This window comes from Nitrogeniibacter mangrovi, assembly GCF_010983895.1.
Classification (GTDB): Bacteria; Pseudomonadota; Gammaproteobacteria; order Burkholderiales; family Rhodocyclaceae; genus Nitrogeniibacter; species Nitrogeniibacter mangrovi.
This window is the reverse complement of record NZ_CP048836.1, coordinates 1,653,020-1,670,984: the sequence shown is the minus strand read 5'-3', so window position 1 is coordinate 1,670,984 and position 17,965 is coordinate 1,653,020. Positions and strand designations below refer to the sequence as shown.

General features: G+C 67.5%; 22 protein-coding genes. 10 read left to right on the top strand and 12 right to left on the bottom strand.

Going from position 1 to position 17,965, the window contains the following annotated elements:
* Nucleotides 1-91 precede the first annotated feature (91 nt).
* On the top strand, nt 92-784 hold the full coding sequence (locus tag G3580_RS07680; protein ID WP_173764698.1) for a PEP-CTERM sorting domain-containing protein: 693 nt from the start codon (nt 92-94) through the stop codon (nt 782-784).
* 89 nt (nt 785-873) lie between these two features.
* Here G3580_RS07680 and radA read toward each other — a convergent pair whose 3' ends face one another.
* Entirely contained in the window at nt 874-2,250 is a 1,377-nt protein-coding gene (radA, locus tag G3580_RS07675; RefSeq protein ID WP_173764697.1) for a DNA repair protein RadA, read from the bottom strand.
* Nucleotides 2,251-2,255: 5 nt separating this feature from the next.
* The gene (locus G3580_RS07670; RefSeq protein ID WP_173764696.1) at nt 2,256-3,161 is read right to left on the bottom strand and encodes a LysR family transcriptional regulator; all 906 of its coding nucleotides are present in this window, start codon (nt 3,159-3,161) and stop codon (nt 2,256-2,258) included.
* Between the two features lie 154 nt (nt 3,162-3,315).
* On the opposite strand from G3580_RS07670, the gene lplT reads away from it, so the two are divergent.
* Nucleotides 3,316-4,629 carry a lysophospholipid transporter LplT gene (gene lplT / locus G3580_RS07665; protein WP_173764695.1) on the top strand — a complete coding sequence of 438 codons (1,314 nt, stop codon included), beginning with the start codon at nt 3,316-3,318 and terminating at the stop codon, nt 4,627-4,629.
* A gap of 15 nt (nt 4,630-4,644) precedes the next feature.
* On the opposite strand, the gene G3580_RS07660 is transcribed toward lplT, so the two are convergent.
* The 7 genes from G3580_RS07660 to G3580_RS07630 are packed head-to-tail and all read right to left on the bottom strand — an operon-like array spanning nt 4,645 to nt 8,916.
* A complete protein-coding gene (locus G3580_RS07660) occupies nt 4,645-5,142 on the bottom strand; it encodes a TPM domain-containing protein (RefSeq protein ID WP_173764694.1) in 498 nt (165 codons plus the stop codon).
* Entirely contained in the window at nt 5,142-6,035 is an 894-nt protein-coding gene (locus G3580_RS07655) for a TPM domain-containing protein (RefSeq protein WP_173764693.1), read from the bottom strand. Before G3580_RS07655 ends, G3580_RS07660 begins: the two co-directional genes overlap by 1 nt.
* Entirely contained in the window at nt 6,035-6,631 is a 597-nt protein-coding gene (locus G3580_RS07650; RefSeq protein ID WP_173764692.1) for a LemA family protein, read from the bottom strand. Before G3580_RS07650 ends, G3580_RS07655 begins: the two co-directional genes overlap by 1 nt.
* Nucleotides 6,628-7,446, bottom strand: a complete 819-nt coding sequence (locus G3580_RS07645; protein ID WP_228720805.1) for a uracil-DNA glycosylase — start codon at nt 7,444-7,446, stop codon at nt 6,628-6,630. The genes G3580_RS07650 and G3580_RS07645 overlap by 4 nt, the downstream gene beginning before the upstream one ends.
* Complete coding sequence (gene rimI, locus G3580_RS07640; protein ID WP_228720804.1) at nt 7,443-7,898, bottom strand: ribosomal protein S18-alanine N-acetyltransferase; 456 nt, start codon at nt 7,896-7,898, stop codon at nt 7,443-7,445. The genes G3580_RS07645 and rimI overlap by 4 nt, the downstream gene beginning before the upstream one ends.
* Nucleotides 7,895-8,578, bottom strand: a complete 684-nt coding sequence (gene tsaB / locus G3580_RS07635) for a tRNA (adenosine(37)-N6)-threonylcarbamoyltransferase complex dimerization subunit type 1 TsaB (RefSeq protein WP_173764691.1) — start codon at nt 8,576-8,578, stop codon at nt 7,895-7,897. Before tsaB ends, rimI begins: the two co-directional genes overlap by 4 nt.
* Nucleotides 8,579-8,619: 41 nt before the next feature.
* Nucleotides 8,620-8,916 carry a hypothetical protein gene (locus G3580_RS07630; RefSeq protein ID WP_173764690.1) on the bottom strand — a complete coding sequence of 99 codons (297 nt, stop codon included), beginning with the start codon at nt 8,914-8,916 and terminating at the stop codon, nt 8,620-8,622.
* A gap of 200 nt (nt 8,917-9,116) precedes the next feature.
* Here G3580_RS07630 and ompR point away from each other — a divergent pair, with 200 nt between their 5' ends.
* From ompR to G3580_RS07590, 8 genes are all read left to right on the top strand, one after another.
* Complete coding sequence (gene ompR / locus G3580_RS07625; RefSeq protein WP_173764689.1) at nt 9,117-9,857, top strand: osmolarity response regulator transcription factor OmpR; 741 nt, start codon at nt 9,117-9,119, stop codon at nt 9,855-9,857.
* A 69-nt stretch (nt 9,858-9,926) separates the two neighbouring features.
* Nucleotides 9,927-11,285, top strand: a complete 1,359-nt coding sequence (locus G3580_RS07620) for an ATP-binding protein (RefSeq protein ID WP_173764688.1) — start codon at nt 9,927-9,929, stop codon at nt 11,283-11,285.
* A gap of 30 nt (nt 11,286-11,315) precedes the next feature.
* Nucleotides 11,316-12,032, top strand: a complete 717-nt coding sequence (locus G3580_RS07615; RefSeq protein WP_323848003.1) for an MBL fold metallo-hydrolase — start codon at nt 11,316-11,318, stop codon at nt 12,030-12,032.
* A gap of 6 nt (nt 12,033-12,038) precedes the next feature.
* On the top strand, nt 12,039-12,440 hold the full coding sequence (locus G3580_RS07610; protein ID WP_173764687.1) for a group II truncated hemoglobin: 402 nt from the start codon (nt 12,039-12,041) through the stop codon (nt 12,438-12,440).
* Between the two features lie 26 nt (nt 12,441-12,466).
* Nucleotides 12,467-13,075: a septation protein A gene (locus G3580_RS07605; protein ID WP_173764686.1), complete on the top strand. Its 609-nt coding sequence runs from the start codon at nt 12,467-12,469 to the stop codon at nt 13,073-13,075.
* Nucleotides 13,075-13,374, top strand: coding sequence for a YciI family protein (locus G3580_RS07600; RefSeq protein WP_173768674.1), 300 nt, complete (start codon nt 13,075-13,077; stop codon nt 13,372-13,374). The genes G3580_RS07605 and G3580_RS07600 overlap by 1 nt, the downstream gene beginning before the upstream one ends.
* Nucleotides 13,371-13,640: a BolA family protein gene (locus G3580_RS07595; RefSeq protein ID WP_173764685.1), complete on the top strand. Its 270-nt coding sequence runs from the start codon at nt 13,371-13,373 to the stop codon at nt 13,638-13,640. Before G3580_RS07600 ends, G3580_RS07595 begins: the two co-directional genes overlap by 4 nt.
* A 19-nt stretch (nt 13,641-13,659) precedes the next feature.
* Nucleotides 13,660-14,445 (top strand): peptidylprolyl isomerase, encoded by a 786-nt coding sequence (locus G3580_RS07590; RefSeq protein ID WP_173764684.1) that lies wholly within the window; start codon nt 13,660-13,662, stop codon nt 14,443-14,445.
* A 73-nt stretch (nt 14,446-14,518) separates the two neighbouring features.
* Here the strand turns inward: G3580_RS07590 and G3580_RS07585 are convergent, their stop codons facing one another.
* Genes G3580_RS07585 through G3580_RS07575 form a run of 3 tightly spaced genes read right to left on the bottom strand, consistent with a single transcriptional unit; the run spans nt 14,519 to nt 17,964 of the window.
* On the bottom strand, nt 14,519-16,312 hold the full coding sequence (locus tag G3580_RS07585; protein ID WP_173764683.1) for an acyl-CoA dehydrogenase: 1,794 nt from the start codon (nt 16,310-16,312) through the stop codon (nt 14,519-14,521).
* A 40-nt stretch (nt 16,313-16,352) separates the two neighbouring features.
* Entirely contained in the window at nt 16,353-17,018 is a 666-nt protein-coding gene (locus tag G3580_RS07580) for an energy-coupling factor ABC transporter permease (RefSeq protein ID WP_173764682.1), read from the bottom strand.
* Between the two features lie 13 nt (nt 17,019-17,031).
* The gene (locus G3580_RS07575; RefSeq protein ID WP_173764681.1) at nt 17,032-17,964 is read right to left on the bottom strand and encodes an electron transfer flavoprotein subunit alpha/FixB family protein; all 933 of its coding nucleotides are present in this window, start codon (nt 17,962-17,964) and stop codon (nt 17,032-17,034) included.
* Nucleotide 17,965 lies beyond the last annotated feature (1 nt).

Sequence of the window (17,965 nt, the reverse complement as noted above, 5' to 3'; positions counted from 1 at the left end):
GGGCCATGGATCGCCTGGCGCATCACACCCGCCCTGAAAAACGCCTCGGCGAGGATGGCCGCCATCCACTGCCCCTTCGAGGAGATCGTTCATGAAGACCCCGATGCTCGCCGCGCTGATCCTGCTCGGCTCCACCCAGGCCCACGCCCTGCAGACCGTCGACTACGGCTGGGAAGACGGCGTCGGCACCCTTCTCGGCAGCTACGGCAACCTGGCCGACCCGGTCAACGTCACCGGCGCGCAGCTTGGCAGCAATGGCGTCGATCCCTACGGCGTCGCCGGCGCCCATGGCGGCGACCGCTTCCTTCACGTGGCCGAAGACCCGATCGGCGGCACGCCCCAGGCCTACGTGGCCTTCATCACCGGCCTGCAGGCGGGTGACGAGATCAGCGCCAGCTTCTGGGGCTACGACGACACCGCCGGCAGCAACCCGTCGCTGCGCATCTGGGGTCATTACGCCGTGTCCGGCGATGTGAACAGCTACGAAGGCAGCGCGGGCGGCAACACCACCTACACCGACGGCAGCGGCTGGAGCCAGGTCGGCAACACCTGGACCTTCGCCCCGAGCTCGGCCGGCGCCGACGCCCTCGTCGTCGAGGCGCGCCTGTATTCGGGCAGCGGCGGCCGCACCGACTTCTGGATCGACGACCTGCAGGTCATCGCCCCGGACCACGCCACCGTCCAGTTCGCCGCCGCCCCGGTCCCCGAACCCGAATCCTACGCCCTCATGCTCGCCGGCCTCGGCCTGCTCGGCGGCGTGGTGCGTCGCCGGACGGGGCGCTGATCCGCCACCCCCTGGCCTGAACGTCCGGCGAGGCAGGCATCCGCCGCCTTGCCGGAGGTGTCACGTGCGTGTCGAGGCGGCGACGGCCCTCAATCGAGCGACGCCACCCGGGCGATCGCCTCCTCCACCCGATCCACCGCGATCACCTCGATCCCCTTGACGCCGCCCTTGGGCGCATTCGCCTTGGGGATCACGGCATGGGTGAAGCCGAGCTTGGCCGCTTCGCGCAGGCGCTCCTGGCCACGCGGGGCGGGACGGATCTCACCGGCCAGCCCCACTTCGCCAAAGACGGCGAGTTGCCGAGGGAGCGCCTTGTTCTTGAGCGAAGAGACGATGGCGAGCAGCACCGCCAGATCCGCGGCCGGTTCGGTAATCTTGACCCCGCCCACGGCATTGACGAACACGTCCTGGTCGGCGCACTGGATGCCGGCGTGGCGGTGGGCCACGGCCAGCAGCATCGCCAGGCGGTTCTGCTCCAGACCCACCGACAGGCGTCGCGGGCTCGGCGCATGGCTGTTGTCCACCAGGGCCTGCACTTCCACCAGCAGCGGACGGGTGCCCTCCTGGGTAACCAGCACGCAGGCGCCGGCGACCGGTTGGCTGTGCTGGGAGAGGAAGATGGCCGAGGGGTTGGACACTTCGCGCAGGCCGCGCTCGGTCATGGCGAACACGCCCAGCTCGTTCACCGCGCCGAAACGGTTCTTGAAGGCACGGATGAGGCGGAAACTCGAGTGGGTGTCGCCCTCGAAGTAGAGCACGGTGTCGACCATGTGTTCGAGCACCCGCGGCCCGGCCAGGGCGCCATCCTTGGTGACATGGCCGACCAGGATCAGGCTGGTGCCGCTCTGCTTGGCGAAGCGGGTGAGCTGGGCGGCGCACTCGCGCACCTGGGTCACGGACCCGGGGGCGGAGGTGTAGGCATCCGAATACAGGGTCTGGATCGAGTCGATGACTGCGATCCGCGGCCGGGCCTTGCCCAAGGTGGTGAGGATGGTCTCGAGGCCGATCTCGGGCAGCAGTTGCAGGCCCTCGGTGGGCAGCGCCAGGCGCTGGGCGCGCAGGGCCACCTGCTCGGCCGACTCCTCGCCGCTCACGTAGGCCACTGAATGCTGGGGCGCGAGCACCGCGAGCGCCTGCAGCAGCAGCGTGGACTTGCCGATGCCGGGGTCACCGCCGATGAGCACGACGCCGCCGGCCACCAGCCCGCCGCCGAGCACCCGGTCGAACTCGCCGATGCCGGTGGGGATGCGCGGGGTCTCGCGCGGGGTGATCTCGGAGAGCGCCTGCAGCCCGCCGGTGGCGCCGGCGAGCGCGGCGAAACGGCTCGGGCCGGTGGCCACCTCGGGTGCGGTCTCGACAATGGTGTTCCACTGCCCGCAATGCGGGCACTGCCCCTGCCAGCGCGGGGTGTTACCGCCACATTCGGTACAGGTGTAGGTGCTGCGCTGTTTCGTCTTGGTCGCCATGCTGCTCAACGCTTCGCCCGGGTCTGCATCACCTCGGTGGCGAACAGCGCGAAGGTGGTGATGAGCCGGGAGCGGAACTTGTCTTTGGGGAGGATGACCTCCAGCGGGGTGTAGAGCCGCGGCGACAGCGGCACCGCCACCATCCGGCCTTCGTTGATGTCGCGCTGGATCGCGGCATGGGAGGCGATGCCGAAGCCGAAGCCCTCGCCCACCAGCTGCTTGACGGCGGCGAGGCTGCCCAGCTCGGCGGCGACGTTCACGTCATCCATGGGAATGCCGGCCGCATCGAAGTACTGCTCGGCCAGATCGCGGATGGCGTTGCCCGGCTCGCGGGTGATGAAGGGAAACGGCAGCAGGTCCTGGGCGGTGAGCTGATCCTTCTGCGCCAGCGGATGGCCGGGCTGGCAGATCACCTCGAGCTCGTCCTGGGCGGCCGCATGACGCTCGAGCGAGGGCTCGTCGGTGACGATCTCGATCAGGCCCAGATCGAGGTCGCGCCCGGCGACCCGGTCGACGATGAGCTGCGAGTTGCCCACCGACACCCGCGGTACCACGCGTGGATAAGTGCGCTTGAAGCCTTCGAGGATGTGCGGCAGCCAGTAGGCGGCGATGGTGGTGCTGGTGCCGATGTTGAGGGTGCCGGCCAGCTCGTCGGTGAGCTCGGCCACGCGGGCTTCGAGTTCGGCATTGAGTTCGAGGATGCGCTCGGCGTAGTCGGCCACGATCTGGCCGGCGGCGGTCGGCGTGGCATGGCCGTGACCGCGCTCGAGCAGACGGGTGTTGAAATGCTCCTCGAGCTGCTTGATCTGGAAGGTGACCGCCGGCTGCGTCATGAACAGGCGCTCGGCCGCGCGGGTGAACGAGCCGTGCTTGACGACGGCGGAGAAGACCTGCAAACGTCGATCTGCCATGGTGTGCGATAAACCTCGTTTATTTGGTGTGATTTGACCACAAGTTGGCGCCCCTTCACAGAAAAACGATCCCCGGTTGATCCAGGTCGCACGTCCCTTCGCGGGCTTCGTGGTATAAACCGGGCTCGCCAAACTGCCTTCGGCCCGATCCACGATGCCGCTCGGTTTCTACATCATCATGGCGGCACAGTTCTTTTCTGCGCTGGCCGACAACGCCCTGCTGATCGTCTCGATCGGTCTGCTCAAGCACATGCAGGCGCCGGAGCAGTACGAGCCGCTGCTCAAGTTCTTCTTCACCATCTCCTACGTACTGCTGGCCGCCTTCGTCGGCGCCTACGCCGACTCGATGCCCAAGTGGCGGGTGATGCTCATCAGCAACACCATCAAGATCGGCGGCTGCGCGATGATGTTCTTTGGCCTCCATCCGCTGCTCGCCTATGCCGTCGTGGGCCTGGGCGCGGCGGCCTACTCGCCGGCCAAGTACGGCATCCTCACTGAATACCTGCCCCATCGCCTGCTGGTGGTCGCCAACGGCTGGATCGAGGGGCTGACCATCGGCGCCATCATCCTGGGCACCGGCATCGGCGGCGCGCTGATCTTCCCGGGCGTGTCCGACACGCTGCTGTCGCTCTCGCTGCCGCTGGTGAAGACGCCGTTCGAGATGGCGCTGCTGGTGGTCGGCCTGATCTACCTGATCGCCGCGATCTTCAACCTGTTCGTGCCCGATACCGGTGTCGATCACAAGCCGCTCAAGAACAATCCGCTCTACCTGCTGCACGACTTCAATCACTGCCTGAAGCTGCTGTGGCGCGACAAGCTCGGCCAGATCTCGCTGGCGGTGACCACGCTGTTCTGGGGCGCGGGCGCGACCTTGCAGTTCATCGTCCTCAAGTGGGCGGACGACTCCCTCGGCATCGAGCTGTCCAAGGCATCGCTGCTGCAGGGCGTGGTGGCCATCGGCATCTCCGTCGGTGCCGTGCTGGCGGCACGCAAGATCACCCTGCGCGGCTCGCCGGGCGTGATCCCGCTCGGGGTCGCGATGGGCCTGAGCATGCTGCTGATGGTCGCGGTGCCGCACATCCCGCCGATCCCGATCGCCGATCCGGCGCTGTTCGGGCATACGCTGCACATCGACCTGCGCGTGCTCGGGGTGATGGCGCTGCTCATCGCGGTGGGCGCCATGGCCGGCTTCTTCGTGGTGCCCATGAACGCCCTGCTCCAGCATCGCGGCCACATCCTGATGGGCGCCGGGCACTCGATCGCGGTGCAGAACTTCAACGAGAACCTGTCGATTCTCGTCATGATCGCGCTCTACGCGCTGCTGGTATGGCTCGATGTGTCGGTCAGCACCGTGATCGTGCTGTTCGGCCTGTTCGTGGCCGCCACCATGCTGCTGGTGCAGAAGAAGCACAACGCCAACCAGCGCGAGTTCGACAACGTCGCCCTGCTGGACGACTCCCTGCACTGAGCCGGCCCGGATCCGTCAGAGGATGATCGGCCGGTTGGGCAACTCGTCGACGTCGTCCGGCGCCCTGGGAAAATGTGTCGCGATCAACGCGCCGATCGCCTCCACCGCCGCCTCGCAACCGGCCGCATGCTCGCCGATCCGGAAGCGCGCTTCGAGGTCGCGGCAGATGAGGGCCCACTGCGCCTGCGACACATGGCGGTCGATGCCCCGGTCGGCCACGATCTCCACGGCCCGGTCGGCAAGCTGGATGTAGATCAGCACCCCGGTATTCTCTTCCGTGTCCCAGATGCCCAGCGACGCAAAGGCGTCGAGCGCCCGCTGGCGGGGCGTGACCCCGCGCCACAGCGACACCGGGTCGAGCCCGCCCTCGATGGCGATGCCGATCTCGCCGCGATGGCCGCTCTCGGACCGACGGATCGACTGCTCGATGCGGATCAGCATGGCCTCGGGAAAACGCCTGCGCACCACCCAGCCGGGCAAGAGCAGATGCCGGATCAGACGGGCCGTATCCATCACCAGCTCCCCGAGGCGCCGCCGCCACTGAAACCGCCGCCGCCGCCACTGAACCCCCCACCGCCGCCCGACCAGCCACCGCTGTGGCTGCCGAAACCGCCACCATGGCCGGAGCCCGTGGTCCACGGCCCGCTCCCGCCCCGACCGCCCGAGAGCAGGACGATCAGCCCGGCCACCAGCGCGCCGACACCGGCCATGCCCAGCAGGCTGGTCTGCACGTACCAGAACCCGGCGCCGAGCACGCCGGCCACGCCCCCACCGAACAGGCGGCCGAAGATGGCCCGCAATACCGGGCCGATGACGATGGCCACGAACAGCGTGGTGAACAGCAGGTCGCCCAGGTCGAACCCCCGCGACACGTGGCGCTCGCCCCGGGGCGCCGGCAGGGGTTCGCCGTTCACCAGGCCGGTCAGCGCCGCGACACCGGCATCGATTCCTTCGTAGAACTGCCCCTGCCGAAACAACGGCGTGATCTGCTCGGCGATGATCCGCTTGGCGTAGGCATCCGGAATGGCGCCTTCCAGCCCGCGCCCGACCTCGATGCGCACGCGGTGGTCGTCCTTGGCCACCAGCAGCAGGGCGCCATCATCGACGCCCTTGCGCCCGAGCTTCCAGGCGTCCACGACCCGAATGCCGTATTGCTCGATGGCTTCGGGCCGGGTGGTGGAGACGATGAGCACCCCGATCTGGCTGCCCTTCTCCTGCTCCAGGGCGCTCAGGCGCAATTCGAGCGCCTGGCGCTGCCCGGCGCTCAGGGTCCGGGTCAGATCCGTCACCCGCGCCTGCAGTGCGGGAACGGGCTGGAGCGTCTGCGCCCCGGCGGCAAACGCCAGCAGCGCGAGCGCGAGCAGAAGCCATGCACGCAGCCCCCCGCTGCGCGAATCCGCCCGCATTACTTGCCGCCGCCGAAGTCCACCGCCGGCGGCTGGCTGATGGCCGCCTCGTTCTCGACCGTGAAGCTGGCCTTCTTCTCGTAGCCGAACATCATCGCGGTCAGGTTGTTGGGGAAGGTACGCACCGAGATGTTGTAGGTCTGAACCGCCTGGATGAAGCGGTTACGGGCCACGGTGATGCGGTTTTCGGTGCCTTCGAGCTGGGCCTGCAGGTCGCGGAAGTTCTGGTCCGCTTTGAGGTCGGGATAGCGCTCCACAGTCACCAGCAGGCGCGACAGCGCGCCGCTGAGGCCGGCTTGGGCCTGCTGGAACTTCGCCATCGCGGCCGGATCGTTCACCAGTTCGGGCGTGACCTGGATGCCGGCCACGCGGGCGCGCGCCTCGGTCACCTGGGTCAGCACTTCCTTTTCGTGGTCGGCATAGCCCTGGACCACCTTGACCAGATTGGGCACCAGGTCGGCACGGCGTTTGTACTGGTTGAGCACTTCCGCCCAGGCCGAGGTGACCTTCTCGTCGTTGATCTGGATCTGGTTGTAGCCACAGCCGGACAACAGGGCGGTGACGAGCAAAATTGCAACAAGACGCAAGGCGTTCATCGGGAATCTCCAGGGGACAGCTGCGCCATGTGCCGGCGCGCGAAGCACAGGTCTTCCCATGCCTTGGCCTTGTCCAGCGGGTTTCGCAGCAGGTAGGCCGGATGATAGGTGACCACCACCGGAATGCCATCGTAATCGAAACACCGGCCCCGCGCCGAGGCGATGCGGATCTCGGTATTGAGCAGGCTCTGCGCCGCCGGCCGGCCCAGGGCGACGATGAGCTTCGGCCGGATGAGCGCGATCTGACGCGCCAGATAGGGGAAGCAGGCAGCGAGCTCGGAAGCCTCTGGGGTGCGGTTCAACGGCGGCCGGCACTTGACCGTGTTGGCGATGTAGACGCCCTCGCCACGCTTCAGATCGATGGCCGCGAGCATGGCGTCGAGCAGCTTGCCGGCCTTGCCCACGAAGGGTTCGCCGCGCGCATCCTCCTCCGCGCCCGGCCCTTCGCCGACGAACAGCCAGTCGGCCTGGCGGTCACCGACGCCCGGCACCGCCTGGGTGCGTTGCTCGCACAGGGCGCAGGCACGGCAGCCGAGGATGCGTTCGGTCAGGGCCTCCCAGTCCAGCGACGCGAGGTCGGACATGTCCGCCACACGTGGCGCCGACACGGCCGTCTCGATCGGTGGTGGCGCACCATGCACCGGTGGTGGCGCGACGGACGGCGGCGCTTCGACCGCCGCCACGGCAGGCGGCGCGGCGACCTCGGCTTCCGGCGCCGGTGCGATGTCGTCGCCCGCCTCCGGGTCGCGGTCGCGCAGGCGCCAGATCGGCCCCAGGCCCATCGCGTTCAGGATGTGGTCGCGCCGCCCGCTCACAGCGCCGCCCGCATCACGATGGCATCCTCGCGCCCGTCCGGCGCCGGGTAGTAACCGCGGCGACGGGCGATGCCCACGAAGCCGAAGCGCTCGTACAACGCCAGTGCGGCCGCGTTCGAGGGGCGCACTTCGAGAAAACATTGCGTGGCGCCCAGGGCCCGCGCCTCGTCGCACATGAGTGTGAGCAGCATGTGCCCGACCCCCTGGCGCTGGGCATTGGCGATGACGCTGATGTTGAGCAGATGCGCCTCGTCGAGGATCAGCATCATCACGGCGTAGCCCACCGGGGCATCCCCCTGGCAGACGATGCGGCACAGATAGCCGGCGGACAGCGAATCGGCAAAGTTGCCGGCCGTCCAGGGATAGGGGTAGAGCTGAGGTTCATGGCACATCACCCAGGCGATGTCCTCGCTGCGCATGGGGCGAAGCGCGCACGGGGCCACCACGCTCATGCCTTGCCGCCCCGCGCCAGCCGCTCGGCCGTGGTCAGCGCCACCTTGTCGCGCACATAGAGCGGACCGATCCGGGTCACGTCGCACGCCGCCTCGAGGCCGCGCAGCTGTGCCAGGCGCAGCAGGGCCGATGCCTCGGGCACGGCCTCGGCGTCGCAGCCGAGCAGGCGCGTCTCGTTTACGAGCAGGCGATCGGCACAGGCCCGGAAGGCCGAACCGGCGCCCCACCACGCCCCCTCGGGCAACGCGACCAGTTCCGGCGGCAGGCATGCCGGGGCCGTGACCGCGAGCACGTCGTCGCCTTCCCGACGGTAGGCGGCATGATAGGTCTCGCCCATGCGGGCGTCCGTGGCCACGAACACCATCGGATGCGGCTGCGCCGCCGCGATGGCATCGAGCGAACACACCGGCAGCACCGGCAGATCGGCCGTGAGGGCGAAACCCTGCGCCACGCTGCAGCCGAGGCGCAATCCGGTGAACGCGCCCGGCCCGACGCCGAGGACGATCGCATCAAGCGCGGACAGGCTCAGGCCGTGCTCGGCCAGCAGGGCCAAGGCGGTCGGAACGAGGGTTTCGGAAGGGGTGCGTGTACCGTCCAGACGGCGCTGCGCGAGTTGCTCGCCCGTGGCGACGGCAACCGTCACGATTTCGCAGGAGGTTTCAATGCCCAGGAGCTTCATCGAGACGGGATTGTACCCGCCGGATGAGGCAAGCGCTCGGCTCAGTCGCGCTGCAGGTGGCGGCGCCCGTAGGCCTTGCGAATGGCCTCGTCGATCTGGCGGCGCATCTCGAGGCGCTCCTCTTCGCTCAGGGAGCGACGCTCGCCGATCTGCTTGCTGTCGATGTGGGCGAAGCTGGCCACCGTGGCGCGCACGTCCGCCCGGCGCATGCGATCCTGGTCCTGCGTCGCGAGGCGGTCGGTCCCGTCGGCAAAAGCGGGCGCCGCTCCGGCAAGCAGAACGGCTCCCGCCGCAGCGAGGATGGAACGCGTCAGGAAACAGGATCGGAACTTCGTCATGCGTCGTGTTGTTGCGCCAATGCGGTTGGTGAGCACTTTGCCACGAGAATGATACATACTTGGATTCTAGCGACGCGCCAAGAAGGGTGTAAGCCTTTATTACGCCTAAAGTGTGAACTTACGAACGGTTACGCATAAGTTTCGCCAACCCGGTCCGGATCGCTGGCGCGGCCGGAGTCCTGTGGATACGATTGCAGCCCATGAACACACTCGCAAGCCCCAAGACCCGTTATCGCGTCCTCGTCGTCGACGACGATGCGCGCCTGCGCGACCTGCTCTCGCGCTATCTGTCCGAGCAAGGCTACTCGGTCAAGGCGGTGGTCGACAGTACCGCCATGGATCGCGCCCTGCATCGGGAACACTATGACCTGATCGTGCTCGACCTGATGCTCCCCGGCGAAGACGGCCTGGCGATCTGCCGCCGGCTGCGCGCCGCCGAGGACGCGACACCGATCATCATGCTCACCGCCAAGGGCGATGACGTGGACCGCATCGTCGGCCTCGAGATGGGCGCCGACGACTACCTGCCCAAGCCCTTCAACCCGCGCGAGCTGGTGGCGCGCATCCAGGCCGTGATGCGCCGTCAGCCACAGCAGCTGCCCGGCGCCCCCACCCTGGACGACGAGATCGTCAATTTCGGCGCGGTCACCGTCAACCTGGGCAACCGCACCCTGGTGCGCGGCGACGAGGAAATCACGCTGACCACGGGCGAATTCTCCCTGCTCAAGGTGCTGGTCCAGCATCCGCGCCAGCCGCTGTCGCGCGACAAGCTCATGGAACTGGCCCGCGGCCGGGAGTATGGCGTGTTCGACCGCGCCATCGACGTACAGATCTCGCGCCTGCGCAAGCTGGTGGAGGAAGATCCGGGCAAGCCCCGCTACATCCAGACCGTCTGGGGGTTCGGCTACGTGTTCGTGCCGGACGGCAGCAAGGCCGACTGAGCTGGCCGGCCGGGCGGTCCCGGCCGCCGCTGACCGCCTTGTGTTGCGCCGCTTGCCCATTCCGACGCCATGACGCCACCCGCCAAGGGACCTCCGACCTTCCTGCCACGCACTCTGCTGTGGCAGACCTTCGCCTCGCTGGCGATCATGCTGATCCTCGCGTTCTCGGCGTGGTCCGAGATCGTGCGTCATTTCGAACTCGAACCGCGCGCGCGGGATCTGGCCCAGACCGTCACCAGTATCGTGAATCTGACCCGCACCGCGCTCATCAATGCCGATGCGGACCGCCGTCTCGAGCTGCTCATCGACCTGACCGCGATGGAGGGGATCCGGGTCTATCCGGCCGAAGCCACCGACCGTATCACCCCCCTGCCCGACACCCGCGCCATGGAACTGCTGACCCGGGACGTGCGCCGCGAACTGGGCCCGCAGACCCGTTTCGCCGGCAGCTGGGAGGAACTCGAGGGCTTCTGGGTCAGCTTCAAGCTGGACCCGTCCGACACCGATGAGTACTGGGTGATGCTGCCGGCCGAACGCATCCAGCGTCCACGCCCGCTCGAATGGCTGGGCTGGGGCGTGGCGATCATGGCCTTCGCCCTGCTCGGCGCGTACCTGATCGTGTTCCGGATCGGACGCCCGCTGCGGCAGATCGCCGAGGCCGCCCGCCTGATCGGTCATGGCAAGCAGCCGGCCCCCCTGCCCGAGGACGGCCCCGGCGAGATCGCCGAGGTCGCCTCGGCCTTCAACCAGATGGCCGGCGACCTGGCCCAGCTGGAGAGCGACCGCGCGGTGATTCTCGCCGGCGTCTCGCACGACCTGCGCACTCCCCTGGCGCGCCTGCGTCTCGGGGTGGAAATGACCGGGGCCCCCAGCGGGGATATCCGCGCCATGGTCAGCGACATCGAGGAGATGGATCGGGTCATCGGCCAGTTCGTCGACTATGGACGCAACGACGACGCCCCGCCTGAACCGGTCGTCCTCGCACCGCTCATCGAGGATATCGTCTCGGCCGACCGACTGCGCGGCCACGCCGTCGACACCCACCTGCATCCGAACGCCACGGTGCTGGCGCAGACGCTGCCGCTGCGGCGCGCGCTGCGCAATCTCATCGACAACGCGGAGCGCTACGGCAAGCCCGGGCAGACGCTGTCGGTGAGCACCGAGGCGGTCAACGGCAGCTGGAAGATCGCGCTGCGCGACGAGGGCCCGGGCATTCCCGAAGATCAGCTCGAACGCCTCAAGCGCCCCTTCGTGCGCCTCGACGAGGCACGCGGCAATACCCAGGGCGCCGGGCTCGGCCTGGCCATCGTCGATCGCTTCGCACGCGCTCACGGCGGCCGTTTTGACCTGAGCAACCACCCCGATGGCGGCCTGGTGGCCTCGATCACCCTGCCGGCGACCAAGCCGCCCGCCGCCCGTTCGGGCTAGAATCCGTCAACCGTTCAAGGAGTTGCCGGCATGCGCATCATCTTCCGCCAGCTGTTCGATGCAGAGAGCAGCACCTGCACCTATCTGCTCGCCGATCCGCTCACGGCCGACGCCGTGCTGATCGACACGGTGCGCGAACACACCGGCGCTTACCTCACCCTGCTGCAGGAGCTCGGCCTGAAACTGCGCTGGACCCTCGAGACCCATGTGCACGCCGACCATGTCACCGCCGCCGCGTCGCTGCGCGAGCTGGCCGGCTCCCGCGCCATCGCCAGCACCGCGGCCGGTGCCGACTGCGCCGACCTCAAGGTCGACGACGGCAGCACCATCGTGTTCGGCAACGAGGTGATCCGCGTCATCGCCACCCCGGGACATACGCCCGGCTGCGTCACCTATCGCTGGTGCGACCGCGTGTTCACGGGCGATGCGCTACTCATCGACGGCTGCGGCCGTACCGACTTTCAGGGTGGCGACGCGGGCACCCTCTACGACAGCATCACCACGCACCTGTTCACGCTGCCGGCCGAAACCCTGGTCTATCCGGGCCACGACTACAAGGGCCGGCGCGTCTCCTCGATCGGCGAGCAGAAAACGGGCAATCCGCGCCTGGCGGGGCAGACGCGCGAAGAATTCGTCGCCCTGATGGCCGCCCTCGATCTGCCGCCGCCGCGCAAGATCGATCTGGCGCTGCCGGCCAACCAGGCCTGCGGACGCAGCATCGACACCATCGAAATACAAGGCGTCTGAAACCCGATGAGCCAGTCCGTATACGAAATGATCGGCGGCGAGACAACGCTGCGCGCGATTGTCGACCGCTTCTACGCGCTCATGGACGAACTGCCCGAGGCCTGGGAGATCCGTAAGCTGCACCCGGACGATCTGAGCGGCTCGGCCGACAAGTTGTTCATGTTCCTGTCCGGCTGGCTCGGTGGCCCGTCGTTGTACATCGAACGCTATGGCCATCCGCGCCTGCGCGCGCGCCACCTGCCCTTCCCCATCGGCACCCGCGAGCGCGACCAGTGGATGATGTGCATGGGCATGGCGCTGGACGAATACGTGCCCGACCCGACCCTGCGCACCCGGTTGCTGGAGGCGCTTTCCGGCACCGCCGACTTCATGCGCAACCGGGCCGACTCTCCGGCGCAGGACGCCTGAAACATCAAGTCCGTATAATCGCCCGAATGAAATTCCTCTTCGACCTGATGCCCGTGCTGATGTTCTTCGGCGCCTACAAGATCGCCGGCATGAACGAAGCGGTCGCGGCCCATCTCGCCACCGGGCTGCTCGGTGCCGACATCCCCGCCAAGCAGGCGCCCATCCTCATCGCCACGGCCGTCACCATCCTGGCCACCTTCGTGCAGATCGCGCTGGTGTGGTTCAAGCACCGCAAGGTGGACACCATGCTGTGGGTGAGCCTGGGCATCGTCACCCTGCTCGGCGGCGCCACCCTGTTCTTCCATGATCCGGTGTTCATCAAATGGAAGCCGACGGCGGTGTACTGGCTCTTCGGTATCGTCCTGCTGGGCTCGGCGAGCCTGTTCGACCGCAACCTCATTCGCGCCGTGCTCGAAGCCCAGCTGCAACTGCCCGACCCGATCTGGAAACAGGTGAATGCCGCCTGGGCGGCGTTCTTCGTCCTCATGGGTTTTCTCAACCTCTACGTGGCGTTCAGCTTCAGCGAGGAAACCTGGGTCAATTTCAAGCTCTTCGGCGGCACCGGCCTGATGCTGGTCTTCGTCGTCCTGCAGGGACTGTACCTGTCCCGCCACATGGAAGAAGAAACCAAATGATGTACTACGCCATGATCGGGGAAGACGCCCCGGATTCCCTCGAGGCGCGCATGGCGTCCCGCCCCGAGCACCTGGCACGACTCAACGCGCTCAAGGATCAGGGACGCCTGCTCATCGCCGGTCCCTGCCCCGCCATCGATTCGCCCGATCCGGGCCCGGCCGGCTTCTCCGGCTCGCTCGTCGTCGCCGAGTTTGCGAGCCTCGCCGAGGCCGAAGCCTGGCTGGCGGACGATCCCTACGTGACCGCGGGCGTGTTCGCACGTACCATCGTCAAGCCGTTCAAGAAGGTGCTGCCGTGAGCGGGACGGTCGAGCGCATCGAAACCCTGTTGCGCGACGCCTTCGATCCGGCCTCGCTGCACATCGACGACGAATCGGCGCTGCATGCCGGCCACGCCGGTGCGCGCGACGGCGGCGGTCACTATCGGGTCGACATCGTCGCCGAGGCATTTGCAGGCAAGAACACGGTGGCCCGTCACCGCATGATTTACACCGCCCTGGGCGAACTGATGCCCAAGGCGATCCACGCGCTTGCCATCCGGGCAAGCGCCCCCGACGAACTGTGACAACACAGAAGGAATCCTGATGAAGCTTTTCAGCAAAACCCTTATCGCCATGCTCATCGCCGGCTTCGCTGCGCAGGGCGCCATGGCCGCCGACACCGTCGCCAAGGTCAACGGCAAGGCGATCCCCCAGGCCTTCGCCGACGCGCTGATGGCCGAGCAGACCGCCAAGGGTGCCCCGGATTCCAAGGAACTGCGCGATGCGGTCCGCGAGGAGCTGGTCCGCCGCGAGATCCTGTTCCAAGCCGCCAAGAAGGCCGGTGTCGACAAGAAACCCGAGGTCCAGACCCAGGTGGAACTGGCCCGCCAGGCCGTGATCCTGCGCGCCTACCTGCAGGATTTCGTCAAGAAGAACGAAGTGACCGACGCCGACGTGCGCAAGGCCTACGACGACATGAAGGCGCGCCTGGGCGACACCGAGTACAACGTCAGCCACATCCTGGTCGATGACGAAGCCAAGGCCCGCGCGCTGATCGCCAAGATCAAGGGCGGCGCCAAGTTCGAGGACATCGCCAAGGCCGAGTCCACCGACCCGGGTTCCAAGGAGAAAGGGGGCGAGCTGGGCTGGAGCAGCCCGGGCATGTACGTGCCGGCCTTCTCCGAGGCGATGACCAAGCTCAAGAAGGGCGAGATGACCTCCGAGCCGGTCAAGAGCAACTTCGGCTACCACATCATCCGCGTGAACGACACGCGCAAGCTCGATGCGCCGGAGTTCGAGAAGATCGAACCGCAGATCAAGCAGCGCCTGCAGACCCAGCGCCTCGAGAACCACATCATGGAACTGCGCAAGGCCGCCAAGGTCGAGTGACCGCAGCGCCGTCGCGCAGCACAAAAAAAGGGAGCGGATGCCGCTCCCTTTTTTCATGGCCGCGGGGCGATGCTCAGAAGGCGTCGTCCTCCAGCGCCCAGGCGCCGCTGGCGCCATGGATCACCGCGTAGGCCAGACCCGGTGCCTGGGAGAGCACATGATCGGCGTAGAAACGCGCGGTGTGGATCTTGTTGCGGTAGAAGGCGTCGGTGCTGCCGGCCTCGATCTGGCGACGGCTCGCCAGCGCGGCGCGGGCCATCTGCCAGCCGCCGGCGACGATGCCGAACAGCTTGAGCATGGGCACCGAACCGACCGAGGCTGCCTTGATGTCCTGGCCGTAGGTCTCGAGGATGTAGGCCACCGCTTCTTCGACCGCCACGATACCGGCCGCCAGAGCGGCCCGGATGGCGCGGAATTCCTCGTTTTCATGCTGCGCGAGCTCAACCTCGACCGCACGCATCTGCTCGACCACCGCCTTGATGGTCATCCCTTTTTCGCGCGCGATCTTGCGGCCGATGAAGTCGTTGGCCTGAATCGCGGTGGTGCCCTCGTAGATCGTCGTGATGCGGGCATCGCGCAGATGCTGGGCGGCGCCGGTCTCCTCGATGAAGCCCATGCCGCCGTGCACCTGCACCCCCATGGAGGCGATGTCCACCGAGTTCTCGGTGCTCCAGCCCTTGACGATGGGGATCATCAGGTCGACAAAGGCCTGGGCGCGGGCACGTTCGCCCTCGTCCGCATGGTTGTGGGCCACATCGGTGGCGGCGGCGACCACGTAGGCCACGGCACGCATGGCCTCGGTCTGGGAACGCATGGACATGAGCAGGCGGCGCACATCGGCGTGGCGGATGATGGGCACCTTGGGGCCACCGCGCACACCCGCTTCCGTCCCCTGGACACGATCGCGGGCGTAGCCGACGGCCTGCTGGTAGGCCCGCTCGGAGAGCGCCACACCTTCCATGCCCACGGCGAAGCGGGCCTCGTTCATCATGATGAACATGTACTCGAGGCCCCGGTTGGCCTCGCCCACCAGATAACCGACCGCACCGCCCTTGTCACCGAAGGCGAGCACGCAGGTGGGGCTGGCATGGATGCCCAGCTTGTGTTCGATGGACACGCAGTGCACATCGTTGCGCTCACCGAGCGAACCGTCGTCGTTGACCATGAACTTGGGCACGACGAACAGGGAGATGCCCTTCACGCCCTCGGGGGCGTCGGGCAGACGCGCGAGCACCAGATGGACGATATTGTCCGTCATGTCGTGCTCACCGTAGGTGATGAAGATCTTCTGCCCGAAGATCCGGTAGCTGCCGTCGGCCTGCGGCTCCGCCTTGGTGCGCACCGCGGCCAGATCGGAGCCGGCCTGCGGCTCGGTCAGGTTCATGGTGCCGGTCCACTCGCCGCTGATCATGCGCGGCAGGTAGGTGGCCTTCTGCGCGTCGGTGCCACGCAGCACGAGCGCCTCGATGGCGCCGGTGGTCAGCATCGGGCACAGGGAAAAGGCCATGTTGGCGGATTTCCACATTTCCATGACCGCGACATTGACGATCTTGGGCAGGCCCTGGCCACCATACTCCGGATCCCCTGCCAGCGAGGTCCAGCCGGACTCGGAAAACTGGGTATAGGCGGCTTTCCAGCCCTCGGCCGTGGTCACCTCGCCGTCGTTCCAGCGCGCGCCCTGCTGGTCGCCGATGCGGTTCAGCGGCGAGAGCACGCCGGTGGCGAACTTGCCCGCTTCTTCCAGCACCGCGTCGACCAGATCCTCGGAGGCTTCCTCGCACCCGGGCAACTGGCCGATGTCGGCCAGGCCGGCCAGTTCCTTCAACACGAACTGCATGTCCCGAATCGGGGCACTGTACTCACTCATTCCCTACACTCCTCATCATGGTTGTCCGGTCGGCGCCGGATCACTTGTTCCACAGATAGACACGATCATCGAAGCGAATCACCCAGCCGGGGCGAAACACCACCATCAGGGTCACCGTCATCCCCGACAGCCAGGCTTCTGAAAACCCCAGCAGCAGGAAGTACGGCAGGTAGTTCGCGGCCAGGAAATCGAAGCTGTAGGCGCCCGCCGCCCACAGCACCAGCGACGCGACGACGCCTTCGAGCACGGCCGTGACGGCACTGCCGAAAAACGCGATGACAAAAATGAACACGAAGAAATGCTTGGGCGCGTAGCGCTCGACCAGGCGGAAGTAGGTGTTGGCGACGAGCACCGGCACCACGCCCATGACCAGCCAGTTGATGGCAAAGGCCGACCAGGGCGCGCCACCGTTGAGGGTGATGCCCGCCAGGGCGAGCGCGAGCGCCCCCAGCCCCAGCTGCGGCCCCAGCACCAGGGTGACCACCATGGCGCCGATCAGATGCAGATTCAGGCCCGGATTGACCCCGGCCTTGAGGCTCCACACCAACGCGAGCATCACCCCGCAGCCGAGGAACAGGTTGAGCCGGAGCGAGTCGCGCAGACTCGCCCACGGCCCGGTCCTCACCATCCACACGGCGACGGCCGCTGCGAGCACGCCCGCCCCCCAGAGCCAGGCGGTGGGAAAGAGCTCGGCAGCGAAATTCACGTCGTCCTCCGGCTTACCCCAGCGCGGCGGTCAGGGCCGGCACGGCCTCGAACAGATCCGCCACCAGACCGTAGTCGGCGACCTGGAAGATCGGCGCCTCCTCGTCCTTGTTGATGGCGACGATCACCTTCGAGTCCTTCATGCCGGCCAGATGCTGGATCGCCCCGGAGATGCCCACCGCCACGTACAGCTGCGGCGCAACGATCTTGCCGGTCTGGCCCACCTGGTAGTCGTTGGGCACGTAGCCGGCATCGACGGCCGCCCGGCTGGCGCCGAGCGCCGCGCCGAGCTTGTCGGCCAGCGGTTCGAGCAGGGCGTGGTAGTTCTCGCTGCTGCCCACGCCGCGACCGCCGGAGACGATCACACTCGCCGCGCCCAGTTCCGGGCGCTCGGACTTGGTCAGTTCGCGCCCGACCAGGGCGCTGAGCCCGGTGTCGGCCGCCGCGTCGATGGCTTCGACCGCGGCCGAGCCGCCCTCGCCCACCGCCTCGAAGGCCGTGGTGCGCACGGTGATGAGCTTGACCGGATCGGCGCTCTGAACGGTGGCGATGGCGTTGCCGGCGTAGATCGGCCGCTTGAAGGTATCGGCCGACTCCACCGCGATGATGTCGGAGATCTGCGCCACATCGAGCGTGGCGGCCACGCGCGGCAGCAGGTTCTTGCCGAAGGTGCTCGCCGGCGCGAGGATGTGGCTGTAGCCGCCGGCCCGGGCGACGACAAGCGCCGCCAGGTTCTCGGCGCCGTGCTCGGCGTAGTGGCCCGCATCGGCCACCAGCACCCGGCCCACACCGGCCAGACGGGCGCCCGCCTCGGCCACCGCGCCGCAGCCGCTGCCGGCCACCAGCAGGTCGATGTCGCCGCCGATGGCCTGCGCGGCCGCGACGGTGTTCAGGGTCGCGGCCTTGAGCACCGCGTTGTCGTGTTCTGCAATGACGAGAATGCTCATG

Bases quoted from the DNA above. Each gene is read 5' to 3' on its own strand.
- G3580_RS07680 (WP_173764698.1), top strand. From the start codon at position 92: ATGAAGACCCCGATGCTCGCCGCGCTGATCCTGCTCGGCTCCACCCAG.
- radA (WP_173764697.1), bottom strand. From the start codon at position 2,250: ATGGCGACCAAGACGAAACAGCGCAGCACCTACACCTGTACCGAATGT.
- G3580_RS07670 (WP_173764696.1), bottom strand. From the start codon at position 3,161: ATGGCAGATCGACGTTTGCAGGTCTTCTCCGCCGTCGTCAAGCACGGC.
- lplT (WP_173764695.1), top strand. From the start codon at position 3,316: ATGCCGCTCGGTTTCTACATCATCATGGCGGCACAGTTCTTTTCTGCG.
- G3580_RS07660 (WP_173764694.1), bottom strand. From the start codon at position 5,142: ATGGATACGGCCCGTCTGATCCGGCATCTGCTCTTGCCCGGCTGGGTG.
- G3580_RS07655 (WP_173764693.1), bottom strand. From the start codon at position 6,035: ATGCGGGCGGATTCGCGCAGCGGGGGGCTGCGTGCATGGCTTCTGCTC.
- G3580_RS07650 (WP_173764692.1), bottom strand. From the start codon at position 6,631: ATGAACGCCTTGCGTCTTGTTGCAATTTTGCTCGTCACCGCCCTGTTG.
- rimI (WP_228720804.1), bottom strand. From the start codon at position 7,898: ATGAGCGTGGTGGCCCCGTGCGCGCTTCGCCCCATGCGCAGCGAGGAC.
- tsaB (WP_173764691.1), bottom strand. From the start codon at position 8,578: ATGAAGCTCCTGGGCATTGAAACCTCCTGCGAAATCGTGACGGTTGCC.
- G3580_RS07630 (WP_173764690.1), bottom strand. From the start codon at position 8,916: ATGACGAAGTTCCGATCCTGTTTCCTGACGCGTTCCATCCTCGCTGCG.
- ompR (WP_173764689.1), top strand. From the start codon at position 9,117: ATGAACACACTCGCAAGCCCCAAGACCCGTTATCGCGTCCTCGTCGTC.
- G3580_RS07620 (WP_173764688.1), top strand. From the start codon at position 9,927: ATGACGCCACCCGCCAAGGGACCTCCGACCTTCCTGCCACGCACTCTG.
- G3580_RS07615 (WP_323848003.1), top strand. From the start codon at position 11,316: ATGCGCATCATCTTCCGCCAGCTGTTCGATGCAGAGAGCAGCACCTGC.
- G3580_RS07610 (WP_173764687.1), top strand. From the start codon at position 12,039: ATGAGCCAGTCCGTATACGAAATGATCGGCGGCGAGACAACGCTGCGC.
- G3580_RS07605 (WP_173764686.1), top strand. From the start codon at position 12,467: ATGAAATTCCTCTTCGACCTGATGCCCGTGCTGATGTTCTTCGGCGCC.
- G3580_RS07600 (WP_173768674.1), top strand. From the start codon at position 13,075: ATGTACTACGCCATGATCGGGGAAGACGCCCCGGATTCCCTCGAGGCG.
- G3580_RS07590 (WP_173764684.1), top strand. From the start codon at position 13,660: ATGAAGCTTTTCAGCAAAACCCTTATCGCCATGCTCATCGCCGGCTTC.
- G3580_RS07585 (WP_173764683.1), bottom strand. From the start codon at position 16,312: ATGAGTGAGTACAGTGCCCCGATTCGGGACATGCAGTTCGTGTTGAAG.
- G3580_RS07575 (WP_173764681.1), bottom strand. From the start codon at position 17,964: ATGAGCATTCTCGTCATTGCAGAACACGACAACGCGGTGCTCAAGGCC.